The organism is Arthrobacter bambusae, assembly GCF_022606295.1.
In the GTDB taxonomy this organism is placed as follows: domain Bacteria; phylum Actinomycetota; class Actinomycetes; order Actinomycetales; family Micrococcaceae; genus Arthrobacter; species Arthrobacter bambusae_A.
The window spans coordinates 1-21,164 of sequence record NZ_JAHHZS010000009.1 but is presented as its reverse complement, the minus strand read 5'-3'; the positions used below and the strand labels follow the sequence as shown (position 1 = coordinate 21,164).

Here is a 21,164-nt window from a genome sequence, read left to right as displayed (position 1 = left end):
AGTCCTGGCCAGTAGACTCAAATTCAGATGGACCAGTACGATCCCGTGCCGACTTGGCGACACCAGGATCAGAATAGGGGTAGTTGGGGATGCTGCGCAGAGCCGAAAATGTGAGTCTCACTCACCGGCCCGGGTTCTGGACGGGCAAGGGTCCAGTTTTTCTGACCGTCGGAAGGAAGTCCTATCAACTTAAGAAGCTGACAAAGCAGGAGTTTAGCGAACGTCAAGAAGGTCAGCGCAGGTATCCGAGTCCCGTAGTTACGGTGCACGGCAGAAAATACTGGCAGTTCGAGAATAAGTTCTATTGGGAAAACGACGGGCTTAAGGCCGCGGAGATTTACGCCCTGATAATGACCAGGAAGCAACGAGACAGGCAACACATCGAGCGCGCCCAAGCGACGGTTGCAATGGGATCGACGCCGCGAAACGCCCCAGCGCGACGCCAGATACCTGATGATGTGAAGCTTTTGGTCTGGACTCGCGACGAAGGCCGGTGCCGAAACTGCGGGTCAGAAACCGAACTTCAATACGATCACGTCATTCCGGTATCAATGGGTGGCAGCAATAACCCTGAGAACCTGCAAATTCTTTGCGGTCCTTGCAACCGGTTCAAGTCCGCAGGGATAACTGTGAACCGCTAGGTTCCGACAGGTCAGCGAACGCTGGGGCTTGTCTGGACTGAACCGTCTTTGCCTCGTTCTACAACACATGTGATGCGCCGGAAGCTACCCCCGGTGTTGAGGTCCACGAGGGTTACTTTCCCATCAAGCTCTGTGCGGACGTCAGTCTTTGACGTCACGGTGAAGTCTTCGGCTCTGCCAACTATGTGCATGCCGTTCGCTTGGTACTCCAGTTGCAGTTCCCCAATGCAGTTCCCCGCCGCCCCCGCGTCAGTTAGATTCAGCGGGGTCTTGCTAGGGTCTTTGGCCAAAGCTATCGAACACTGAGCCACAAAAAGCACGACGAGTGCGGATAAGGTGATGAGTGCCCATCTGAGCGTGTTTTTCTTGGGCTGCTCGTTTCCCCCAATTGCAGTCATGGCCACATCATAGGCGAAGGTCCATGTAACGACACGCAGTGGCCTCTCTTTTGTGGATCGGTGTCCCAAGGACCCTAAAGTGTGCGGTATGTCGAATCGCCCGCCACGCCAGCCCATGAAGCTCTATCTAGTATTTCTGCTGGGCTTCCTTGCCTCCGTTGCTACCGTTGGCGGATTGATCTGGCTCCTCGCAGCATATGAGACGAAGGATTTGAACCCTTTCTTTCACAGCCCGCGAATGAGCCAGGACAAGTGGTTTGAGATCATCCGGAACGCAGTAACGATGGGCGCAGCCCTGGGCGTTGGGGTGACGCTGTTCTTCTCTTACAGGAGGCAGCAGACTGCTGAAGAGACTCAGCGAATTGGTATCCAAGCCCAACTCACTGCGGCCAAAGCACAACAAACCGCTGCCGAGGCTCTGGAACTAGCGAACAAACAGCATGGTTTGGACCAAGACCGGCGCAAGGACTCTGTGACGGCGGAACTGCGCTCCCGATATGTCCAGACGGCAGAGCAGCTAGGGTCCGAACACTTGGCGATCAAGCTTGCCGGAATTTACAGCTTGGCGGCCTTGGCCGACGATTGGGCCGAGATCGGTAACCATGACGAACGCCAAGTTTGCATAGATCTTCTGTCTGCTTACTTCCGATACGCTCATTATTTTGATGATTCAGCCAGAGCGGAGGTCATGGCCACGTTAACTGAGGTCATTCTGAGCCGCTTGAAGCACGACACTTCCGTGCGGAAGCACTGGGGCGGGGCTAATATCGATCTCTCTGACCCTCAGGGATTTCCTTCGGTCGACGGACTTGTTCTTCGTGACCGAGGCACCCTGACGCTGCGGCGCCCATCCGGGGCTGGCAAGCCCCTTTACTTCGGAGACGTAGTGCTCGACGGAGGGATACTTGATCTTCAGGACGTAACGTCGACCGGTGCATTCACCTTGTTCCACGCGGCTCTAAACCGTGGTCAGCTTAGGGTTTCGCTTGCTCCAGGGCCAGGGGATAACGGGTTCCCGGTCGTAGCCGCTTTCAACAGGGTAATTCTGAGCGGTGCCACGTTGGTGGTAAATGCTAATCAACACAAGGTCACATTCGACTATTGCACCTTTAAATCGGGGAACCTGTTCGTTAGTTCCGGTCGTGAGTCGGTGACATTTAGAAACTGCGTCTTCGAGGGCAACGTATTTGGGTATGCAGGGCGAATGGGGGCCGCCCGTCCTGTTTCCACAGGCACTCTGATAGTGGAGAACTGCCGCTTCGAGGAAGGCGTCGAGGTACTTGAGTCCTACGAAATTGATCCAGCGACTTGGCAGGCTACCGAGACCTATACGGTCGATCAGAACGGAACAGTTCACCGCTGGCGAGCCGATTTGGTTCCGGATTCGCAAGGATGATCGCGCGTTTCGGTTCAGCCTCTCAAGGCGCGGGTGAGTTGTACAGCGTCCGCGTTGGCGGATTTGGCGAGAGCCACAAGGTCATGAGGCGTGAGCGCTAGGCGCTCGTCTCCGATGTAGAGGAACACAACCGGCTCGCCGACGTGCAGTTCGCCCGAGGGGTCGCCAATGTCAGTCTGCTCAAGGGTCAGTTCAAGGGTTCCGCGTGGGGAGAGCTTTAGCTCGTGGGTGCAGATATCCCCGCTATCGTCACTCTGCGAGTATGTGCGGGTTGCCAATTCCGGGCGGGGCGTGCGGATCACGAACCCTGGCTCAACATCCATGAGCATGGCGTACCGTTCCCGGCCGGTCATGGCTTCGAGGCGCGAGGTGGAGAGTACCAGGCGTGTGTGGGCTCCCACTCAATCGATTCAGGTGAGCCGGGGAGATAAGAGAAGTGATATGGGTCCACTGGCGTACGGCGGCCCTCTCCTTTTTTGGCAACGCATCTTCCCGCCCTGCATGCCGAAAAGGGAGGGACCCCCCAGGAACGCTTTGAATGGTAGGGGTCTTTGGATCTGCGCTGGCAGGTCATCAGCCGCCTCAAACCACGTGGAGTGTTGCCTGGCCCGATACATGCATGTCGACCAAACGATGCCTTTCTTCGAACGAGTGTCTGTCTGAAAGGTTGTCATGTCGCACCAGCCCTCCGCCTCCATGAAGTCGTGAGCCCACACGGCTCATTCCTCTGGAAGACGACGGACGGAGCGCTCGATGTTGCTTGCAGCTGTAGACCCAGGAATCACCCCGAATCCTAACTTCCCCTTTCTCGCTTCGTTGAAGGAGATTGGAGGAGGCATCCTCGTTGGCGCCTTCATCGTGATCGCTATCGTGGCGATCGTCGGAGCGGCCATGCTCCTGGCCGGAAAGCTGAGCCAGTCGTCGAGGCTCGCGTCCGGCGGTGGCATGATCTTGCTCTGGACTGGTCCAGTGGCTGCAATCCTGGGCGGGATCAATGGCTACATTCTTTGGTCCCAATCGGCGTTCCCGCTCGGATTCTAGGTCCGATCCGTCATGCCAGTTCAGTGCGACCTGAACGGATGGTGGCCGCCCGGGTGTGGCCTTGTCTCCCAAGCGAACGATGGTTTCCTCGGAGCCGTCACGGCTCTTTTTGCGAATATTCTCCAGAACATCGCGTCCTGGATTTGGTCGTTCATCACCGGCGCATTCAGTGTCTCGAATGTTGATGATTCGCAGTGGATCGCTGTGCAGGGGCTGACGAATTGGTGGGTGGTCGTCATGATGACACCGCTCGTCGTGGCTATGATCCTTCAGCTGTTGTCCGGTCTCATCAGCCAACAGCCGCGCCGCTTGGTGAGGGCGCTGGTAGGAGGTGCAGCCGCCATCCCCATGGTGGCCGGAGCAGTTTTCCTAGCTCGCCAGCTCACTCACATCGGCGACTCCGCATCGCAATCAATCCTCGACTCCATGGGGACGGATCCATACGTGGTGTTTATGCGGCTCTTCGGATTCGAACGGGCACCCGCAGGATCCGGCCGGGACTGGAACGTTGTGTCGCTGGCCCCAGGGTCGAGCAGCGGGGCGGCCGGGGCGGTGATCGTGACCGCGATGGCCGTCATCGTTGTCTGGATATTGGCATTCATTCTGATGTGTTCGATGATCTTCCGGTCATTCGCGCTCATCGTCCTTGCAGCCGTCGCCCCGGTCGCTCTCATGCTCATGCCGTGGGAGAAGACGAAAGCGTGGGCACGACGGTGGTGTGAGATCGTGGTCGCCCTGCTGCTCGCCAAGCCTCTAGCCGCGACCGTTCTGGCCGTTGCCATCAAGCTTTTCGCCGAGTCGAAGTCGTTCGCTGGACTGGCTGCCGGCGTCGTCGGAATGACACTGGCGTGCGGCGCTCCTCTGATGGCCTTACGGCTTGTTAGTTTCGCCGGCGGCGAACTGGCGGCGGCTGCACAAACTGCCGGTGGCGGACACGTCCTTTCGCGCAGCTCCAGCTTCACTGCAAGGCAGATCAGCCGACAGACGGGTGGCCGATTCACGCTCGCCGGCATGGCTGCCCGTTCGTCGATAACTCGACCGATCCCCTCCAGTCGTCCGCAATTTCCGACGACGGCCTTGCCGCCCAGAGTGCCACTTCCGGGAACGCCGACCGGCACGACCGCGTCGCGACCTTTTGCCGGAAGCGGCCCTACCTTAATGCTCGACGTCGGCGGGTCAGCTCCCGGTCCTGCGTCGACTCTGGCGCGGGGCGCCAGCGCGTCGGCGGCGACGTCTGGGGCGCAGGTCCATGGATCAACCCTGGGCACTATTGACGATCAACCGCAGCCTTCAGCGTCACGCCCCTCGTCTGTTCCTAATGCCTCTCCATCGATAGCGCCGACAGTGCCACTACCGGTCCGACCAACAACGATTGTCCAGCCCCTGAAGGACGGTGATTCCCGTGTCTGAGAATTCGCGAACCCTCGAGGCCGTCAAGTTTCCTCGGTATGAGCGTCGCGGCTTGTTCCTGGGCTTGAAGTGGTATCAGTTGCTCTTTCTGGCGTGCGGGGTCCTCGTGGCGAGTGTGGCCTCAGCGGCGAGCGGGCCGATCGGACTATTTGCATCGGGACCGATGTGGCTCACGCTGATGCTGCTCGGATTGCTGCAGTACTCGCGGATTCCCTATCCGGTATGGGCCAATCACGCCGTCGTGTTCTTCTATCGAGCGTTGGTAAAACAGACGCGGTTTCTCGTCCGGCCCGAGCGGGCTGTCCTGTCGGGTCGTCTGGCACTCCCTGGCGGATTGGGAGACCTTGAGCTGCGTCGAACATCGCGGGGCGAATCGTTCATCATTGACGCCCGGGGCAAGGACGCCATCGCGGTACTGCGGTGCAGCACAAGGTCTTTTGCGCTCTTGGACGCGGACGACAAGGCCTGGGCAGTGCAGGCTTGGTCCCGTGTTCAGGCAGGTATGGCCCAGCGCAGCACCGTCTCGAGAATTGCCGTCCAGGACTACACGGTTCCATATCCTTCGCAGGCGCTGCGTGACTTCTACGAACACGCCGTACCGCAACGGATTGGAGACACAGGAGAACTGAGCTGGGGCGAGCGTTCGTATGAGGATCTGGTTTCTGCAGCCGGGTCGGCGATGAGCCACGATCTGCTTCTGACTCTTGTCGTGGACACGGCCAAGGCCCGGCGCCGGATCAAAGAGTCGGGCGGGGGTCTGGTGGGCGTTGAACGTGTGCTCCGGCTGGAGGTGGAGGCCATGACCACCGCACTCGGAACACACAACGTCAAGGTGGAGGAGTGGCTCCCCGAGGACGGAATCCTCGACGTCTTACGCGGCGCCTTCGACCCGGCCGCAATCGCCGCTCCAGTTAGGCCTCCAGCGCCAGTTGGCGCGCACCTTGACCCCGAAAGTGATTCGGATTCCAAACTGCCGTCGGGGCCCATGGCCGTCGAGGAGCACTGGACCTACTTGCGTACCGACTCCGGTTTTCATCAAACGTTCTGGATCGCTGAGTGGCCGCGGCAGAAGGTCATTCCGGGCTTTCTGCATCCGCTGATCTACGTGGGAGATTTCCGCCATACGGTGACTGAAGTGATCCGAGCAGTGCCCACAACTGAGGCGCTGCGGGATATCCGTTCTGCCCAGGAAGCCCATGAAACCCGGCGGCGGATCAATGCGCACTTCGACAGGCCCCTCACGCGTGAACAAAAGGCGGAAGAAGAGGAGGTGGCCCAGCGGGAGGAAGAGATCGTCGCTGGCCACGGTGACGTGCGGCCCGCTGCGTACGTCACGATCACGGCAGCCACGCTCGAGGATCTGGCGCGGCACAGGCAGGAGCTTGAATCGGCGGCTGCAGGGGCCTTCGTTGAATTGCGGTTGCTGGCAGGGCAGCAATGGGCGGCATTCGTTGCCGGTGCCCTTCCGCTTGGGAGGGGGCTGCGGTGAAGCGGACCATCCAAAATGTTCAATACGTGCCGTCGGGTGGCAACCGCCGGCAAAGGAAGGACCGACGCCGGCGCGAAGTAGCGGGGGAGAGCGGACCATGGTTGTCTGCCCTGCAGAGCTTCGGAGAGAGGCTCGACGACCGGTTGGACGGTAGCGAACACGGTGGGGACTGGGGGAGTAGGGAACCGAACTCTCTGCGCGGTCCGCATCGGCTGCGTCCGGCACCGCACCGCGCTTCCACGCTGACGTTTGCGGCGGCCTATCCGTTCATCACGGAATCGGGCTTGGGTCATGAGGGAACGTACATCGGCACGGACGTCTTCGGGTCCGGGGCCTTTTCCTACGATCCGTGGATTCTCTATGACAAGGGTGTCATCAGCGGCCCCTCTATCGTTGTCATCGGCACCGTCGGCACTGGCAAGTCCATGTGCGGGAAATCCTTGGTGGCCCGCTCGATCACGCTGGGGCGGAAGGCCGCTGTGGCGTCTGACCCCAAGGGCGAATGGGTTGCCGTGGCCAAAGCTGTTGGCGGCAAAGTCATTTCTGTCGGCCCCGGCCGCTCAGCCCGTGTGAACCCCTTGGACGCGGGTCCGCGTTCCAGCGCGTTGAGTGAGGCGCAGTGGCAGGCCGTGGTCCGCCAACGCCGTCGCTACCTGTTAGTGGCGTTGGTGTCCCTCATGCGGCAGGGCATGCCCCTTCGCCCGGTGGAGCACACGGCGTTGGACATGGCGCTGATGGAGACGGTGGCGCAGAACTCGAACCCGACGTTGCCAATGGTCCTGGATCATTTGCTCAACCCTTCGAAGGAAACGATCGGGCTCATCGGCAGGGACGGCGGAACGGCTGTCAGCCACTCGCTGCGGCGGACGGTGTCAGGCGATTTGGAGGGTATGTTCGATGCTCCTTCCACCGTCGCCTTCGACGCCGATGCCCCGATGATGGTCATGGATACCTCTGCATTGATCGGTGCCTCGGAGCAGGCCCTGTCACTCGCCGCAGCGTGCGGGGCGACCTGGCTGGAAGCGGCAGTCACCAATCCCGACGGCGGCAAGCGGCTGGTGGTCTACGACGAGGGCTGGCGGATGCTTGCCGATCCCTACATGCTGGCCAAAATGAGCGAGCAATGGCGACTGGCCCGCACCTACGGGATCGCAAACCTGCTCATCATGCACAAGGTCGCCGATCTCAACGAGATCGGTGACAGCACTAGCGGGCACCGGCAGAAAGCCCTTGGGCTCCTCACGGAGGCCGACACTCGGATCATTTACCGCCAGAAGCACGACGCCATGCGCCTGACAAAGGAAGCTCTCGGCTTGACCGAAGCCGAATGCGAGCACGTGGAGAACCTTCCCAAGGGCGTAGGGCTCTGGAAAGTCGGAAACCGCTCGTTCATAGTTGCCAACAGGGTCACCACCGATGAGCTGGAAGTCTTCGGCACCGACGACCGGATGATCTGATGTTCACGCACTCGCGCGCAGGAAACACGAGCCCTTTGATCACCGCCGGACTCATCACGCTCTCCGGCCTCGTCGGATTTTCCTTCCTTGTTCAAGGTGCCGCCCGCCTCGTCGTCACCTGGCGATGCGGCACCACGCCGGCGTCGCCCCTAAATCCGGCGGCCGCCGTCGGACTCTTCACTGGCCGGATCGATTGGATCGTGCGCCGAACTCCCGACTGCGACGTCGGTGCCAGCGATGTCTGGTGGTTGGTCGCCCCGGTACTGCTCGCGGTCGCCGCGCTCGCGGTGGGTGGGATCTGGTCTTGGCGAAGATGGAAGCAATCGGGGGCTTGGCTTCGGCAAGAGATCTTGAACCGGGATGGCATCGCTCGACGCTCCGAGATTCTGCATGACTTCGGGGCCAGGGCGGTTCGGCGGCGCGGGAAGTTCACCCGTCCCGCGGTGAGCAACCCGACTGTTCAGGACGTGGCCTGGACGCTCGGGCGCTCACGCGGCATCACGATTCACGTCTCAACAGAAGAATCGATGGTGATCCAGGGGGCACCTCGTTCGGGTAAGGGACTCTATGTGGTGATCAATGCCATTCTGGACGCGCCCGGTGCCGTGGTGACGACGTCCACCCGGGCGGACAATCTCGTTGTCACGATGAAAGCCCGCGCCACGGGGGACAGGCCTGTGACAGTGTTCGATCCGCAGGGGATGTCCGGTCTGCCATCCACGCTGCGCTGGTCGCCGGTCCGCGGCTGTCAGGACCCGGATATCGCCACGCGCCGGGCCTTGGTCATCACCGCTGATACGGAGATGAAGGGTGAAAACGCGGCGTGGCAGAAGCGTTCCTTGATCGTCCTGCAGTGTCTGCTCCACGCGGCGGCATTGTCCGGAGAGGGCGTGCGTGCATTTCGGCGTTGGTCCTCAAGCCCGGTGCTGGCCCGTGAGGCTCTGGAGGTTCTCAGCCGTCCGGGGGCTGCACTGGGGTGGCAGGCCGACCTGATGGGAATCCTCGAGGACGACCCGAGGAACACGTCCAATTCCTGGATTGGTGTCTCGGCGGCCGTGGCTCCATTGTCTTCGCCCAAGGTGTTGGCTGCGCTCGACCCTCAGGACAAGTCGGAGGAATTCGATCCGAAGAGTTTCATCCGTGATCGCGGCACGCTCTATTTGATCGGCACACGAGCAGGTGCCGCCGCGGCAGGCCCGTATCTGTCTGCGCTGATAGACGACATCGACTATGCCGCCCGGGAGATGGCCTTCGTCTCACCCGGCGGTCGACTCGATCCGCCCTTGTCTTTGATCCTCGACGAAATCGCCAATCTTGCTCCCTGGCCCGGCCTGCCCATTGCGCTTTCGGACGGTGGCGGAATCGGTATCTCAACACTCGTGGTGTTGCAGTCGCTCTCCCAGGCGCGGACAGGGTGGTCCATCGACGAAGCCGCCACGATCTGGGACTCGGCCATCATCAAGGTGATCTTCGGCGGTGGCTCCGATGAACGTGACCTACGCTCGCTCGCGGGACTGTTGGGCGAGCGGAGCCTCACTCTAACCACACGCTCGTGGTCATCCCAAGGCCGTCAGGACGGAGAGCAGATCCGCGAGAGCCCCGTCATCGCACTCGATGAGATCCGCCGCCTGCCAGCCGGCACGGCCCTCATGCTAGGCCGACGCACCAGACCAATCCTTTTGGACCTGCGCGAATGGCACAAACGCAAGGACGCAGCCGAGCTTGGACGCTCCAAGGCAGAGACCGAACGCGCGCTGACCGAGGGGCACAAACTGCGACAGCAAATAGCCGAAGGAAACAGTGATGGGGAACTATGACGACGTCGAACACTTTGACATTCCCTCAGTCGGAGCGGACGACGACGAGCTGACAGCCGAGCTGTTCCGCTCGGCCTTCCGCGCTCCAAGCGGGTCGCAGGGCACGACCTATCGATGGCGGGACATGAGCTCTCAGCAGGCCGAAAGCGTTTGGGCTGCGCTCGCAGACTGGGTGAGATGGCTGGTCGGGACCTATCAGTTGACGACGTCCGTGGTGCCCGATTGCTGGTGGAAGCACCCCGAGATCGTCGCGGAGCTCTACGCCCTGCAGCGGGCAGAACAGGCGTCCTACACCGTCGACGATGCTGGCTTCGGACCGTTGGCCTTTCACGAGCGACTCCCGCATGCCGTCGAACGCCTCAGAACCCACACCCGAACGGCCGGCTGCGTCGGCCTGCAGTCGCACAAAGACCCCACCCCAAGAGTCCTCGCGGTGGATGGTCCGGAGTTCATTGAATGGCAGGCGGCTCACCATCAACTCGGCGCCGAGTTCTGAAGTCATGCAGTCCGCCTGTCTGCGGACATGAACAAATATCCCGGTTTGCGGATTCCAAGAGGCATGGAGGTGACTGTCGTGGCTCCTAGAGGTGAGGGCGTATCGCGCTCCGAGGCGCAGGATCCTGCGCCCGCCTTGGTGGCTTTGGGCCAGTCGCGGATGACACCGGAGGAACGCATCTCCGCCCTGACGGAGGGCCTCCACACGATCCTGGAACAAGCCGTTGAATCACCTTCCCACTGGCAGGTACTGCTGGACGCTTCGGCCACGCTGTGGCGATACTCCGGCGGGAACGTGGCCCTCCTCATCATGCAGATGGCACAGCGCGGTACCGAAGAGCCCACGCTCGTCGCGGGGTACAGGGAATGGGAACGCCACGGCCGCACAGTTCTGAAAGGGGAGCATGCCCTGTGGGTGATTGCGCCGCGCACAGCACGCATGCAGGAGTTCACACTGCCCGATGGGACCCGGCAGCGGATACGCGTCGGAGAGAAGCTTCCACGTGGCGCAGTCGACGACGGAAAGAAGACCGTCATCACCGGGTGGCGCGGACAGGCAGTCTTTGATGTCTCACAAACCCAAGGGACTCCGCTGCTCGTGCCGCGAGACGGCACCGGGCCCGGCGTCGACGCCTCACAGCTTTTCGGATCGTTGGCAGAGGTCGCTCACCGGCACGGCTTCGAAGTCCACGTCGACGCCGCCCAATACGGACTCACCAGCGGCTACACAGATTTCGCCAAGCACCGCGTCCAAGTGGGAGCGTGGCTAAGCACCGAGGAGCGCACCGCGGTACTTGCCCACGAGCTCGGGCACGTACTGCTGCACGGCCCGGACGACGACGTCGGGCGGCTTTACGGAAGCAGCGCAGACCACCGCGGGCTTGCTGAAGTCGAGGCCGAATCAGTTGCGTACACGGTGCTACGGGCCCACGGGATCGACCGCGGACCACAATCGGCCTCCTACCTTGCCGGCTGGGCAGACGCCGTCATCGAGACGGAAAGGGGTGTTTTGGCGGACGGTACGGACCGCAAACTTCCCGCCTCCCGCGTTGATATTGCGAAATCCGTCCTGGGGCGAGTCACAGCAGCATCGAAAGGGATCCTCGAAGTCACTCATCCACCTGGCTTCGGGGGCAAGGTTCCGGCCGTCGAAGCTGGACACCTGTTCGTAAAGCCGGCGTCCTACGTAGGCGTGGGGCTCCCCGCGGCGTCCGCAGACGGCCCCACAATCGCGGGCCCGGGAATCTGACTCAAAATATCTGTCCGGCGGGAGAGTCCCGCTGGGACCGGAAAGGAAAAACAATGAGCACCAAAATCCCGATCAACATCGCCGGCAACCTCGTCGCCAACCCCGAGCTCACCTACGGCGAGTCCGGAGTGGCCCACGCCAAACTCCGCGTCGCCGTGAACCAGCGAATCCAGGGAGCCGACGGGACCTGGCAAGACGGCGAACCTGTCTTCCACAACGTCTCGGCTTTCCGGGCTCTAGCTGAGAATGCATCGAACTCACTAAAGAAGGGTGACCCCGTTACTGTGGCGGGGGAACTTGAATTCCGTTCCTACGAAAAGGACGGCGAGAAACGAGAAGCCCGCCGCATCGTCGCCGACACGATCGGGCCGGATCTGCGCTTCGGTACCGCCGTCTACCAGCGCTCGGCGCACACTGCGGTTTCTGGGCCGGAGGCTGGCATTCAGGTTGGCCCTGAGGTCTCGGCTGACGCGGAGGCCGCCTCTCCCGTGTACAACATTGCGACTAGGAGCCCGGTGGTGGTGCCCCCTTTCGGGGCAGCGCAGGGGAGTGAGATGAGTTACTAGCACAGGGAACTCGTCTGGATGGGTGATGGGACCGGGCACGGGAACAAACTTTGCTGCTTTTTGAGGGCCGAGGAATGTGTCCGGTCTCAGCATTGCTGAGTCCCGACGTGGGGGATTGACACGTTGAATACGACGAAGAATGGTCGTTGCCGTCTCAACGAAGGTCTCAGTTCCAAGATCCGCCGGCCGGACTGAGGCCAGTGGGCAGCTGATGCATGACCACCGGTACCCAACGCGGAACGTAATAATTCCAAGCGAATTACAAACTTGTAATTCAAATACTAGAATCCCTGATGGCGCTAACCGCAGCGCCGCCTGACGGCGCGGGGGCTGCACCGTCTCATATTTGAATGGGGATCTTGTGTTGTCGAATCACATACCACCGGGAAAGCGCCGGTTCCGGCTGCCTGTGTCCACGATTGTCGTGGGCATCCTCCTGCTCCTTTTCCTTGTTCCCGCCGCTTTCGGGTCCGGTATCGGCGGGATCCTGATCATGGCCGGGATTTTCGCTTTCCTGACAGGTCTCTATGTCGTCGCGACGGGCCGGCGTTCCTGGGCGATGGTGCCAGGGGGCCGCAAAGCCGGGACTATCGTCCTGAGCTGCGCGCTCGTGCTCCTCATTACCGGCGGCCTGCTTGCACCGGCGAAGCCGAACGATGGCCTTCAGGCGTCTCCGACCAGCGCCGACAGCCAGAAACTCGCGGGAACCGCAGCTTCCCCGAGCTCCAGCCCCACCCCCACTCCGACGGCAACCGAGACAGGAACACCGCTGGATCCGGACACAGTGACCGAGCTGTCCAGGTCGGCAAGCTACACGGCGCCCAAATCCCAGCCGGCCTATGCCACCAAAGCCCTGGATCTGCTGGCCACGTTGCCGGTGAAGGGCAGGGCACCGATGACAGGGTACGACCGTGACCAGTTCGGCCAGGCCTGGGCCGATGTCGACCGCAACGGCTGCGACACCCGCAACGACATGCTGAAACGCGACCTGACACGGACCGCATATGCCAACAGTGGCCAATGCAAGGTCCAAAGCGGCACCCTGGCCGACCCATACACGGCGAAAACCATCAGCTTCGTACGCGGCGCCTCGACCAGCAGCGCCGTGCAGATCGACCACGTCGTCGCCCTTGGGGATGCCTGGCAGACAGGCGCCCAGCAATTGAGCATGGAACAGCGCACCGCCTTCGCCAACGACCCGCTGAACCTCCAGTCCGTCGACGGTCCCACCAACATCCAGAAGGGCGACGGCGACGCGGCCACCTGGCTGCCGCCGAACAAGAGCTACCGCTGCGATTACGTCGCCCGGCAGATCTCCGTCAAGGCCACCTACAACCTGTGGGTGACCCAAGCCGAACACGATGCCATGGCACGCGTCCTGGGTGACTGCACGAACGAGACAGCCCCCACGAACCAGAAGCCACCGGCAACGCCTGAACCCACCCCCGACACCCCGGCCCAGGACGTCGCACCTGCACCGGAACCACCGGCGCAGGTTCCCGTTCCGGCACCAGAACCAGCACCGGCCGCACCCGTAGCACCAGCTCCGGTGGCTCCAGCAGCGCCAGCGGCGCCTGCCCCGGCAGCTCCTGCTCCCGCCCCGGTTCCCGGTGGTGGAGCGACAGCACTGTGCAACGACGGCACACTCTCTTTCTCCGCGAACCACAGCGGGACATGCTCGCACCACGGCGGCGTTGCAATCTGGTACAAATAGCCGCCCCTGTCCGCGAGCACTATGCGCCCGCCGCGGCTTGCGCAGCTACCGGCGGCGTCGGGCGCGGCCGTGAGTGGGGGCGGATCCCGCACGCCGCGGCGGCCGCCCGGAGGCCGAATTCCCGGGGGAGCAGGCCGGGACACTCCGGAGGATTCCGGTGCCAGGTATGCGACTGGTTGGTCGCCGTGTTGAGCACCCGACCGCCGGGCGCTGCGGGTCTCTGCCGCGCGGATAGCGGACGCGACGAGAAGCACTTTCAATCAATTCAGCTCGGCGCAAGAGGGATTTTGACTACTTGAAGCTCATCGAATTGCCGCGGCGTCTGATATTCGGTTTTGACGGAGTTTCGTTACCGGCGCCCAGGCAAGGAAATTCGAAGCCTGTACATAGTATGTGGCCGGCCAAGGCGCACCGGGCCTGATCTGGGTCGGATCCGGTGATATCAGCAGGACGGATCCGGCCCAGATAGGTTCTTCCAGTGCTTCCAGCCATACGCGCTGAACGTGCCCGAAACGGTTCCAGTTAACGGTGATCCACGATCCGGTGGGTTCGAGAGCATCGATGCTGAGGACTGTGATTTCCGCCGTCGTCCCGTGAGCTCGCCTCTCCTCCTCGAGGTGGCTCCATCTTAGCTTGGCATTTGCCAGCCAATCGCGACGGCGATTGGCCCGAAGCAACCATATGATGCAGACGATGAAGGTGGAGGGCAGCACGGCAGCCCAGCCAAAAACTTGGATTGCATCTGGAGGCCAACTTACCGCCAGGTTCTGCAAAACGAACACCGTGCATAGGGCAATTACCGCGCTGGCGAGAATCAGGGCGGGCGTCGCGACTTTCGGCTTGATAGCTGGATTCGAAACCATGACTTCCTTCCCGACAAGTTTAGAGTTGCCAACCGACATTGATAAGGCTGACGTCCTGCGCAACCGAGTCTTCTGTCCGCGGGCCAGATCGTTGATGCGCGACGGAGCTGGACGCGGTCCGTTCAATGATGCGTTGAAGGCTTTCGTACTGCGATTTCCGTTCCCACTCATATTCCGCCGGAAGAGGACCCAGCGGATGGGGTGAGCCGCCGATGCCCCATCTGTCCCGGTAGGTGGCGGCTCTGCTGATCAGAGGGAATGTGTCATCCAAACTCACGCCTGGCGGGAGAATCCGCAGGAGGTTCCGCTTCCATTCGGGGTCATGCATGAGTGCCTCGAAGGTGACTTTGTCTGCCCTGTCTTGAATTCGCATCCGTACCTGGCCGATCATGCTTTCGAGATCACGACGAGCGGTGTGGATCGGCTCGGCCAGGGGATCAGGCCCGCCGGCGGGCATTCCGGTGAGGAAGCTGCGGAGCCGAGTATGGATGACTGCGGTGACGTCATTCGCTGACGTGCACGTCTCCAATGCGTTGGTGACGACTCGCTGCGCACTTGGTCGGTTGATTGCTGTGGATCGGCGCCAGGCTGATACGGTGGCGCCCCACGATGGGGATTGTCGCATCTCGTCAATGGTTCCGGGACAGTGAACCTCGAGGAACTTGGTCAGGTCCTCGGCGGCAGCGATCTGGGCGAGGTAGTCGTATTCGGCGCTGAGCCGTTCCAAGCTGTCGGAACTGAGCCGTTCGGCCTCGCGGACTTCGTGGGCAGTCCGCTCGGCACCTTCGGCAGCGAGCACTTCTCCCAGAATCTCCCGCCATGACGCTTGCAAAGAGGGATCAAGAGGCTCGGCATCGGTAAGGTCATCGTCGCAGACATAGATGTGGTTTCCCGTGCGTCCGCGGGTCATGCTCACGTACAGCAGCTCTCGCGTGAGGCGCCCGCGTGTGACGACGCTGTGACCGGCGTCCACCGTGAGCCCCTGGGAGCGGTGGGCGGTCGTCGCATAGCCCAGCTCAACCGCAGACTCAACATAGTCGCGGTGAAGCGTGACGGTGGCGCCGGTGTCCCTGCGGACCACGGTGAGGGATCCGTCGCGCCTGCCGGCCCCTACGACGTCGAGCAGGGTGCCGTTGCGGATGAAGTCGCCATTGCTGTCAGTAACGGTGCGGTCGTTGCGGCGCGCGATGACCGTGTCACCGCGGCCGGCACGCAGACCATCGCCCAGAGGTGCTGTCTGCTCCGCGTCCACGGCGCCTTGGATTATGCGGTCTGCTTGGGCGCGTTCGTTGAGAATGCTCACCGTGTCGTTGTCCGCGGCAATGAGGATGGACGACTTTCCGGCATGCATGTCGGATTGCCAGTTCAGATAGGCCTGGTCGACCATCTCCAGATAGGTGCCATGCCGGATCCGCTCGTGCCCCTCGTAGTCGGTGGTGGCCGCGAAGTCACCGGCACGGAGTTTCAGCGACGCGTCACGTTCCCAAGGTTGCTCGAACCGCCAGATGGTGCTCAGCTGGCTGGTTTTGCCTTGCCGGTCCAGCCACCCGAGAACACCGCCGGCATCGATGGAATCCAGCTGCCCGGGGTCGCCGACCAACAGGAGCTTGGCCCCGGCATCCCTGGCCTGATGCACCAGGGCCGATAGCTGAAGGGTGGACACCATCGAGGCCTCGTCGACGACCACCAACTGGTTCGGATGGAACCGCCACTTGTTTTGCTCGGCGGCCAGCCGGGTAGCTTCCTGCGCCAGACGGGTGCTTGGGGCCCCTGAATTGCCCAGTCGCGCCGCCGTCACGAGGAAGCGCTCAGCCCTGTGGCCGGCTCCCTCGCCGACAGACTCGTAGAGCCACTTGCTTACGTTCTCCGTGACCACACTCAGCTCTCGCGCCAGAACTTCGGCACTCGCCGCCGCGGGAGCGAGGCCGACAACGCTTCCGGGTCCGAATTCTGCTTCCCAGGCGGCCTTGATTGCACCGAGGGTGGTGGTCTTGCCGGTGCCCGCCGGTCCGACGACGGCGTCGAGCCGGTTCCCGCTCAGCAGCACCTCCGCGGCCGCGGCCCTCTGGTCCTCATGCAGCCCGAACCGACCGTGGTGCTGGTATCCGGCGAGTGCCTCCATGGCGAGGGTTGCGCGGATGGCCGGCCCGCCGCCGTCGTTCCTTGCCGCCAAGACTGCCTCCTCGCAAGCGAGCGTCGTTGTGTCGGTGTAGAGACGGGAACCGTGGAAGTCGAAGACGCTCCGCTTGCCGAGCCGGAGATCGGGCTGCGCGTCCGCTGGGACGCTGTACCGGTAGTCGTTTAGGGGCAGCGATTGGGCTTCGGCAGCGGTGGCGACCGCGTCGATCAAGGCGTTGCGGTCCTCCGGTGTGTGGCAGCGGATCGCGACGCAGACCCGTTCGGTCTCGGCGAGGAGGTTCCAACGGTTCCAGGTGGCGCGCTTGGAGGCGACCCGCTCCCGGGTGAGCGACGCGACGGCGTCCACCCACTCGGCGGTGAAGTCTAACGAGCGGAAAGGGGCAGTCCGCGACCTCCGGACGGTGTTGGCCAGCACGAGTCGGGGGTCGAAGCCCGTGGCTTCAGCGCGTGCCCGCCACTGTACGGAGAGTTGGTGCAGGGGCGCGATGGTTTCGGCTTTGCGGGTTCGTGTGGAGAGAGTTGCCTGCTGGCGGAGCTTGATGGTGGTTGTCGCTGTTGGGGGTGTGCCGTGGGCCTCGGTCCATGCGGCTACGAGGCGGTCGGTTTCCTGATCGATGAGGCGGGAGCGGTGGGAGAATTCGTGGATCAATATGTCGTGGACCCCGGTGAGCTGCGGGCTGGGGTTGTGGTTGCTAGCTGCGGGCTCCCGGATGTCGAGGTCGGTCCCGAGGTGGCGGTGGAGGGCGTCGAAGAGTAGCCCGTTGTAGTGCTCACTGGCGGCAACCGCGGCCTTGTAGAGCGTCCTTGAGTCGAGGGTGACCCAGACGCCGTCGGTGATCCGCTGGACGCGGTTGGCGATGACCAGATGCGTGTGCAGCTGCGGGTCCCCTGAACGTGACTCCCAATGATCAAACGCCGCCGCGATCGCCCCGCGAGTGCCGATGCGCGCGACGCCGTTCCGGCCCGCGCGGGTGTGGATGACCGATTCCTCGAGCCAGCGAAGCGTGGCGGTGACGGCGTCGTGGTGGGTCTGCAGGATCCGGTCCTGCAGGGCCCGGGGGCTCAGTGCCCAGAGCACGGACACGGATTTGGGGACGCTAAACGTGAGGTCGAAACCGGCGACGGCGCGGCGCGTGCTGGTTTGTCCTTGAGTTTTTTGGGCGAAGCTGGGTTGTCCGTGGGGTCGGCCCAGGGGAGCACCAGTGTCCGGGTGAATCGCGCAATCGAAGATGGCTTTCGCGTCGGTTTCCGTGACTGCGTCGCGGCTGGCGCGGTGGATGCCTTGCAAACCGGAGCCGAGCCAGCGCCCTTGGGGTGTCCCTGCTTTCATGTAGTAGGTGGTCGCGTCCGGGGGAGTAGGCGACATATCGTCCATCATCGTGGTCCTGAACAGGTACTTCAGGCCCGACTGGGCCGAAAGCCGCGCGATTGACATGGTCATGGCCGGGGGATGGCGGATTGCCGAAGGGCGGGTTTCCATCCACGACGGCGGAGGATTTCCAACGTTGCGCGGTCTAGTGCGACGCGTTGTGCGTGCGAGACTGCAACCAATCGGGCGGCGACGTGCGCCAGGTCTTGGATATTGATTCGTTGGGCGCGTTTCAGACCGGTGAGCTCCCTTTGGAGGAGTGTGATGTGGTCGCGTTGTTCTGTGTTCTCCGCTTCGAGGCGTTCGAAGTCTGATGACTGAGATCGGAGGGAAGTTTGGAGGGTGTCGATGCGCTGTCGGTAGATCTTTGTGGGTACGTCGCGTTCTTGGCTCGCACAAGGTTGATGGGCGGCGAGCTCCGAAGCGCACTCCGGTTCGAGGCCCTTGTTGTTCGACGGCGGAACCGTCGCTCTCTGCGTCCGGTGCCGCCGTCGACGATCACGCTGCCTATTGGCGCAGCGCGTCGAACAGAACCGCTGAGAGGTGCGAGTCGGTTCAAAGCCGTCCCCGCACTCCTCGCAAACCTTTCCGCTCACGTACATTCATCAACTCTGGATACAACCGCGACATGACACGCCGTGAGTCAGCGCTCACGGCGTCGCCTTGGATGCCAGAGGTGTAGCTCGCGGGGAAGGATCTTCCGCGGGCCGAGGAGTGAGAATTGTGGTGCCGCTTGGTGACGTCTATTCACATTGGTGCGGGTGAGCCCGTAGACGTGTATGACGCGGGGTCCGTGGGTGTGCCGGATTGTTGCCGTAAGAGCACGTGGGTCTGTTTCCTGATCAGAGGATCCTGCAAGCGGCGTCGATATCGATTCTCGCTTCAAGGGTGGGTGGTTCTGATGGATGTGATGTTTGAGCGTGTTGCCGGGTTGGACATCGGCAAGAAGTCGGTGACGGTGTGCGTGCGCACGCCCGGGCACGGCGGTGGCCGTCACGGGGAGACGCGGACGTTCCGGACCATGACCCGCTCGCTTGAGCTGATGAGGGACTGGCTGGTCGGGCAAGGAGTGACCCTGGCGGCGATGGAGTCGACCAGCACGTACTGGAAGCCTGCGTTTTACGCACTGGAAGAGCAGATGGAGTGTTGGCTGCTTAACGCCGCGCATATGAAGGCTGTTCCTGGCCGCAAGACCGACGTCAAGGATGCCGAGTGGATTGCCCAGCTCCTGGAGCACGGGCTGCTCCGGCCATCGTTCGTGCCGCCTCCGCCGATCCGCCGTCTTCGCCTGCTGACGCGTTACCGGGTGCAGTTGATGGGGGACCGGACCAGGGATGCCGGTCGGTTGGAGAAGATGCTCGAAGATGCCAGCATCAAGATTTCCTCGGTGGCGTCGTCGGTGACCACGGTCTCGGCACGTGCGATGCTTGCGGCGTTGATCGCTGGGGAGGCGGATCCGGAGGTCTTGGCGCAGCTGGCGAAGGGAAAGATGCGCTCCAAGATCCCGGACCTGGTCGAGGCGTTGACCGGTCACTTCGATGCGGACCATGCCCGGCTGGCTGCGGCAATGCTGGGTCGCCTCGACCGGGTTGAGGCAGCTTTGGCGAGCCTGGATGAGGCCATTGTGGCCGCTTCGCTGCCGTGGGCCCGTCAGATTGAGTTGCTGCAGACGATCCCGGGAGTGGGGCTGAAAGTCGCCCAAGTCATTGTCGCTGAAACCGGCGGGGACACGTCCCGGTTCCCATCGGCGGGGCATCTGGCGGCCTGGGCAGGCGTCGCGCCGGCGATCCACGAGTCGGCTGGGCGCAGGACCCCGGCCCGTGCGAGGCACGGAAACAAGTGGCTCACCTCGGCACTGGTCGAGGCTGCGGCGTCGGCGGCCCGCAGCAAGAAAACCTATCTCGCGTCGCAACAGGCCCGGATCGCTTCCCGGCGCGGCCCCAGACGTGCACAGGTCGCCGGCGCGCACTCAATCCTCGATGGCGCCTACTACATGCTCGAGCGAAACGAGCCCTACCACGACCTCGGGCCGGACTGGATGCACCGCCGGAACGAGCAGGCCCAAATCCGCCGCCTGGTAGCCCAACTCGAACACCTTGGACACACCGTCGTCATCGACCCCGCAGCCTGATTTCCGGACCCACCTATTGCCCGGAGCGACACCTCCGGTGGGTCACCTACGCCCTGCTTGGGCTATTCACGGGTCTGTGAACAGTCATTCGTTGAGTCATTGTCGGAGGCGAAGACCGTCACTGCTGGTAGCCGGAGAAGTCGCCATCGGCAGGGTTGATTTCCGGTTGATGCTGTGGGCTCTTGTAGTTCCTCGAAAGTCAGCAAAAAACGTAGCAGAGCACCCAGTCTTGCTAGCCCGCGTAGTAGGTGTTGGCGATGTAGATATCGCACGGGGCGTTGTGGGCGACACTGTTCGCCACGCTGCCGAGGACCCGCCCGATGCCGCGCATTCTGCGGTTCCCTACAACGATCATTCGGGCGCCCAAGCGATCCGCCTCTTTGATAAGAGCCTCAGCGGGCTTCCCGCGAACCGCCGAGTAGGTCACTTTGATGTCGCTGTCCAACGATCTGGCCACGGTTCTGGCCACGGTCTCTGCGCCGTCGGCGTCGGAAACGATCCACTGATCGCTCCCGCTACCGTAAGTCTCTGCGCGGTCCCCGTCGAAGGCGGAGAGCACGTGCAGCGAGACGGACAGAGCGGCCGCCAGGTCGCGGGCGGTCTCTGCTGCCTTTTTGGCTGTCGGGCTGCCGTCTACTCCAACAATGATAATTTCGTCCATGTTTGTGCTCCTCATATGGGCGGCGGTCGCCGTTTAGCCGGCGTGTGGTTCAGGGACGCTCGTGAGAGCGCCCGCGGATACAGCGATTGAAAATGGTGGGTGAAGAGGGAGGCTGCAGGCAGTGTTTGGCGGGGCGCAACCGGACGGGTTCACGCTCCAGATTAAGGATTCTCAGATGAGGCAGGCACATTCGGTGCCATCAGCGACTTCCGATAGTGATGGTGAAGCTGCCTATGTTGTCGATCCCGCCGGTGATGGTGTCGCCGGGGGTGATGGTTGAGACGCCGGCGGGGGTGCCGGTGAAGATCAGGTCTCCGGGTTTGAGGGC

The 21,164-nt window shown here is 62.5% G+C and carries 18 protein-coding genes; 12 read left to right on the top strand and 6 right to left on the bottom strand.

All coding sequences use genetic code 11. The annotated features are described in order from the left end of the window. Positions 1 to 89: 89 nt before the first annotated feature. On the top strand, positions 90 to 641 hold the full coding sequence (locus tag KNN17_RS22615; protein WP_372489644.1) for an HNH endonuclease: 552 nt from the start codon (positions 90 to 92) through the stop codon (positions 639 to 641). Positions 642 to 652: 11 nt separating this feature from the next. On the opposite strand, the gene KNN17_RS08085 is transcribed toward KNN17_RS22615, so the two are convergent. Next, on the bottom strand, positions 653 to 1,039 hold the full coding sequence (locus KNN17_RS08085) for a hypothetical protein (RefSeq protein WP_241708258.1): 387 nt from the start codon (positions 1,037 to 1,039) through the stop codon (positions 653 to 655). Between the two features lie 88 nt (positions 1,040 to 1,127). Here KNN17_RS08085 and KNN17_RS08080 point away from each other — a divergent pair, with 88 nt between their 5' ends. Then, positions 1,128 to 2,435: a hypothetical protein gene (locus tag KNN17_RS08080; RefSeq protein WP_241708257.1), complete on the top strand. Its 1,308-nt coding sequence runs from the start codon at positions 1,128 to 1,130 to the stop codon at positions 2,433 to 2,435. Between the two features lie 14 nt (positions 2,436 to 2,449). On the opposite strand, the gene KNN17_RS08075 is transcribed toward KNN17_RS08080, so the two are convergent. Continuing rightward, a complete protein-coding gene (locus KNN17_RS08075) occupies positions 2,450 to 2,836 on the bottom strand; it encodes a hypothetical protein (protein WP_241708256.1) in 387 nt (128 codons plus the stop codon). A gap of 352 nt (positions 2,837 to 3,188) precedes the next feature. Between KNN17_RS08075 and KNN17_RS08070 the strand changes: the two genes are divergently transcribed. The 9 genes from KNN17_RS08070 to KNN17_RS08030 all read left to right on the top strand — a co-directional run bounded on the left by KNN17_RS08070 (position 3,189) and on the right by KNN17_RS08030 (position 13,673). Next, on the top strand, positions 3,189 to 3,476 hold the full coding sequence (locus tag KNN17_RS08070; RefSeq protein WP_078108165.1) for a hypothetical protein: 288 nt from the start codon (positions 3,189 to 3,191) through the stop codon (positions 3,474 to 3,476). 12 nt (positions 3,477 to 3,488) lie between these two features. After that, positions 3,489 to 4,886, top strand: a complete 1,398-nt coding sequence (locus KNN17_RS08065; RefSeq protein WP_241708255.1) for a type IV secretion system protein — start codon at positions 3,489 to 3,491, stop codon at positions 4,884 to 4,886. Continuing rightward, a complete protein-coding gene (locus KNN17_RS08060; protein ID WP_241708254.1) occupies positions 4,879 to 6,375 on the top strand; it encodes an SCO6880 family protein in 1,497 nt (498 codons plus the stop codon). Before KNN17_RS08065 ends, KNN17_RS08060 begins: the two co-directional genes overlap by 8 nt. Continuing rightward, the gene (locus KNN17_RS08055; protein WP_241708253.1) at positions 6,372 to 7,832 is read left to right on the top strand and encodes an ATP-binding protein; all 1,461 of its coding nucleotides are present in this window, start codon (positions 6,372 to 6,374) and stop codon (positions 7,830 to 7,832) included. Before KNN17_RS08060 ends, KNN17_RS08055 begins: the two co-directional genes overlap by 4 nt. Then, positions 7,832 to 9,649, top strand: coding sequence for a type IV secretory system conjugative DNA transfer family protein (locus KNN17_RS08050; RefSeq protein ID WP_241708252.1), 1,818 nt, complete (start codon positions 7,832 to 7,834; stop codon positions 9,647 to 9,649). Before KNN17_RS08055 ends, KNN17_RS08050 begins: the two co-directional genes overlap by 1 nt. After that, entirely contained in the window at positions 9,636 to 10,145 is a 510-nt protein-coding gene (locus tag KNN17_RS08045) for a DUF4913 domain-containing protein (protein ID WP_241708251.1), read from the top strand. Before KNN17_RS08050 ends, KNN17_RS08045 begins: the two co-directional genes overlap by 14 nt. A 78-nt stretch (positions 10,146 to 10,223) precedes the next feature. Beyond that, positions 10,224 to 11,393, top strand: a complete 1,170-nt coding sequence (locus KNN17_RS08040; protein WP_241708250.1) for an ArdC-like ssDNA-binding domain-containing protein — start codon at positions 10,224 to 10,226, stop codon at positions 11,391 to 11,393. A gap of 53 nt (positions 11,394 to 11,446) precedes the next feature. Next, the gene (locus KNN17_RS08035; protein WP_241708249.1) at positions 11,447 to 11,959 is read left to right on the top strand and encodes a single-stranded DNA-binding protein; all 513 of its coding nucleotides are present in this window, start codon (positions 11,447 to 11,449) and stop codon (positions 11,957 to 11,959) included. Between the two features lie 364 nt (positions 11,960 to 12,323). Next, positions 12,324 to 13,673, top strand: coding sequence for a GmrSD restriction endonuclease domain-containing protein (locus KNN17_RS08030; RefSeq protein ID WP_241708248.1), 1,350 nt, complete (start codon positions 12,324 to 12,326; stop codon positions 13,671 to 13,673). Between the two features lie 302 nt (positions 13,674 to 13,975). Here KNN17_RS08030 and KNN17_RS08025 read toward each other — a convergent pair whose 3' ends face one another. Both KNN17_RS08025 and mobF read right to left on the bottom strand, forming a co-directional pair. Beyond that, positions 13,976 to 14,575 (bottom strand): hypothetical protein, encoded by a 600-nt coding sequence (locus KNN17_RS08025; RefSeq protein ID WP_241708247.1) that lies wholly within the window; start codon positions 14,573 to 14,575, stop codon positions 13,976 to 13,978. After that, positions 14,556 to 18,116, bottom strand: a complete 3,561-nt coding sequence (mobF, locus tag KNN17_RS08020; RefSeq protein ID WP_241708246.1) for a MobF family relaxase — start codon at positions 18,114 to 18,116, stop codon at positions 14,556 to 14,558. The genes KNN17_RS08025 and mobF overlap by 20 nt, the downstream gene beginning before the upstream one ends. 829 nt (positions 18,117 to 18,945) lie before the next feature. On the opposite strand from mobF, the gene KNN17_RS08015 reads away from it, so the two are divergent. Then, entirely contained in the window at positions 18,946 to 20,175 is a 1,230-nt protein-coding gene (locus KNN17_RS08015) for an IS110 family transposase (protein WP_241708245.1), read from the top strand. Between the two features lie 232 nt (positions 20,176 to 20,407). Here KNN17_RS08015 and KNN17_RS08010 read toward each other — a convergent pair whose 3' ends face one another. Beyond that, complete coding sequence (locus KNN17_RS08010; protein ID WP_241708244.1) at positions 20,408 to 20,836, bottom strand: universal stress protein; 429 nt, start codon at positions 20,834 to 20,836, stop codon at positions 20,408 to 20,410. Positions 20,837 to 21,035: 199 nt separating this feature from the next. Next, positions 21,036 to 21,164, bottom strand: a 129-nt coding sequence (locus KNN17_RS08005; protein ID WP_274619685.1) for a fumarylacetoacetate hydrolase family protein, incomplete at its 5' end; no start/stop codon positions are given.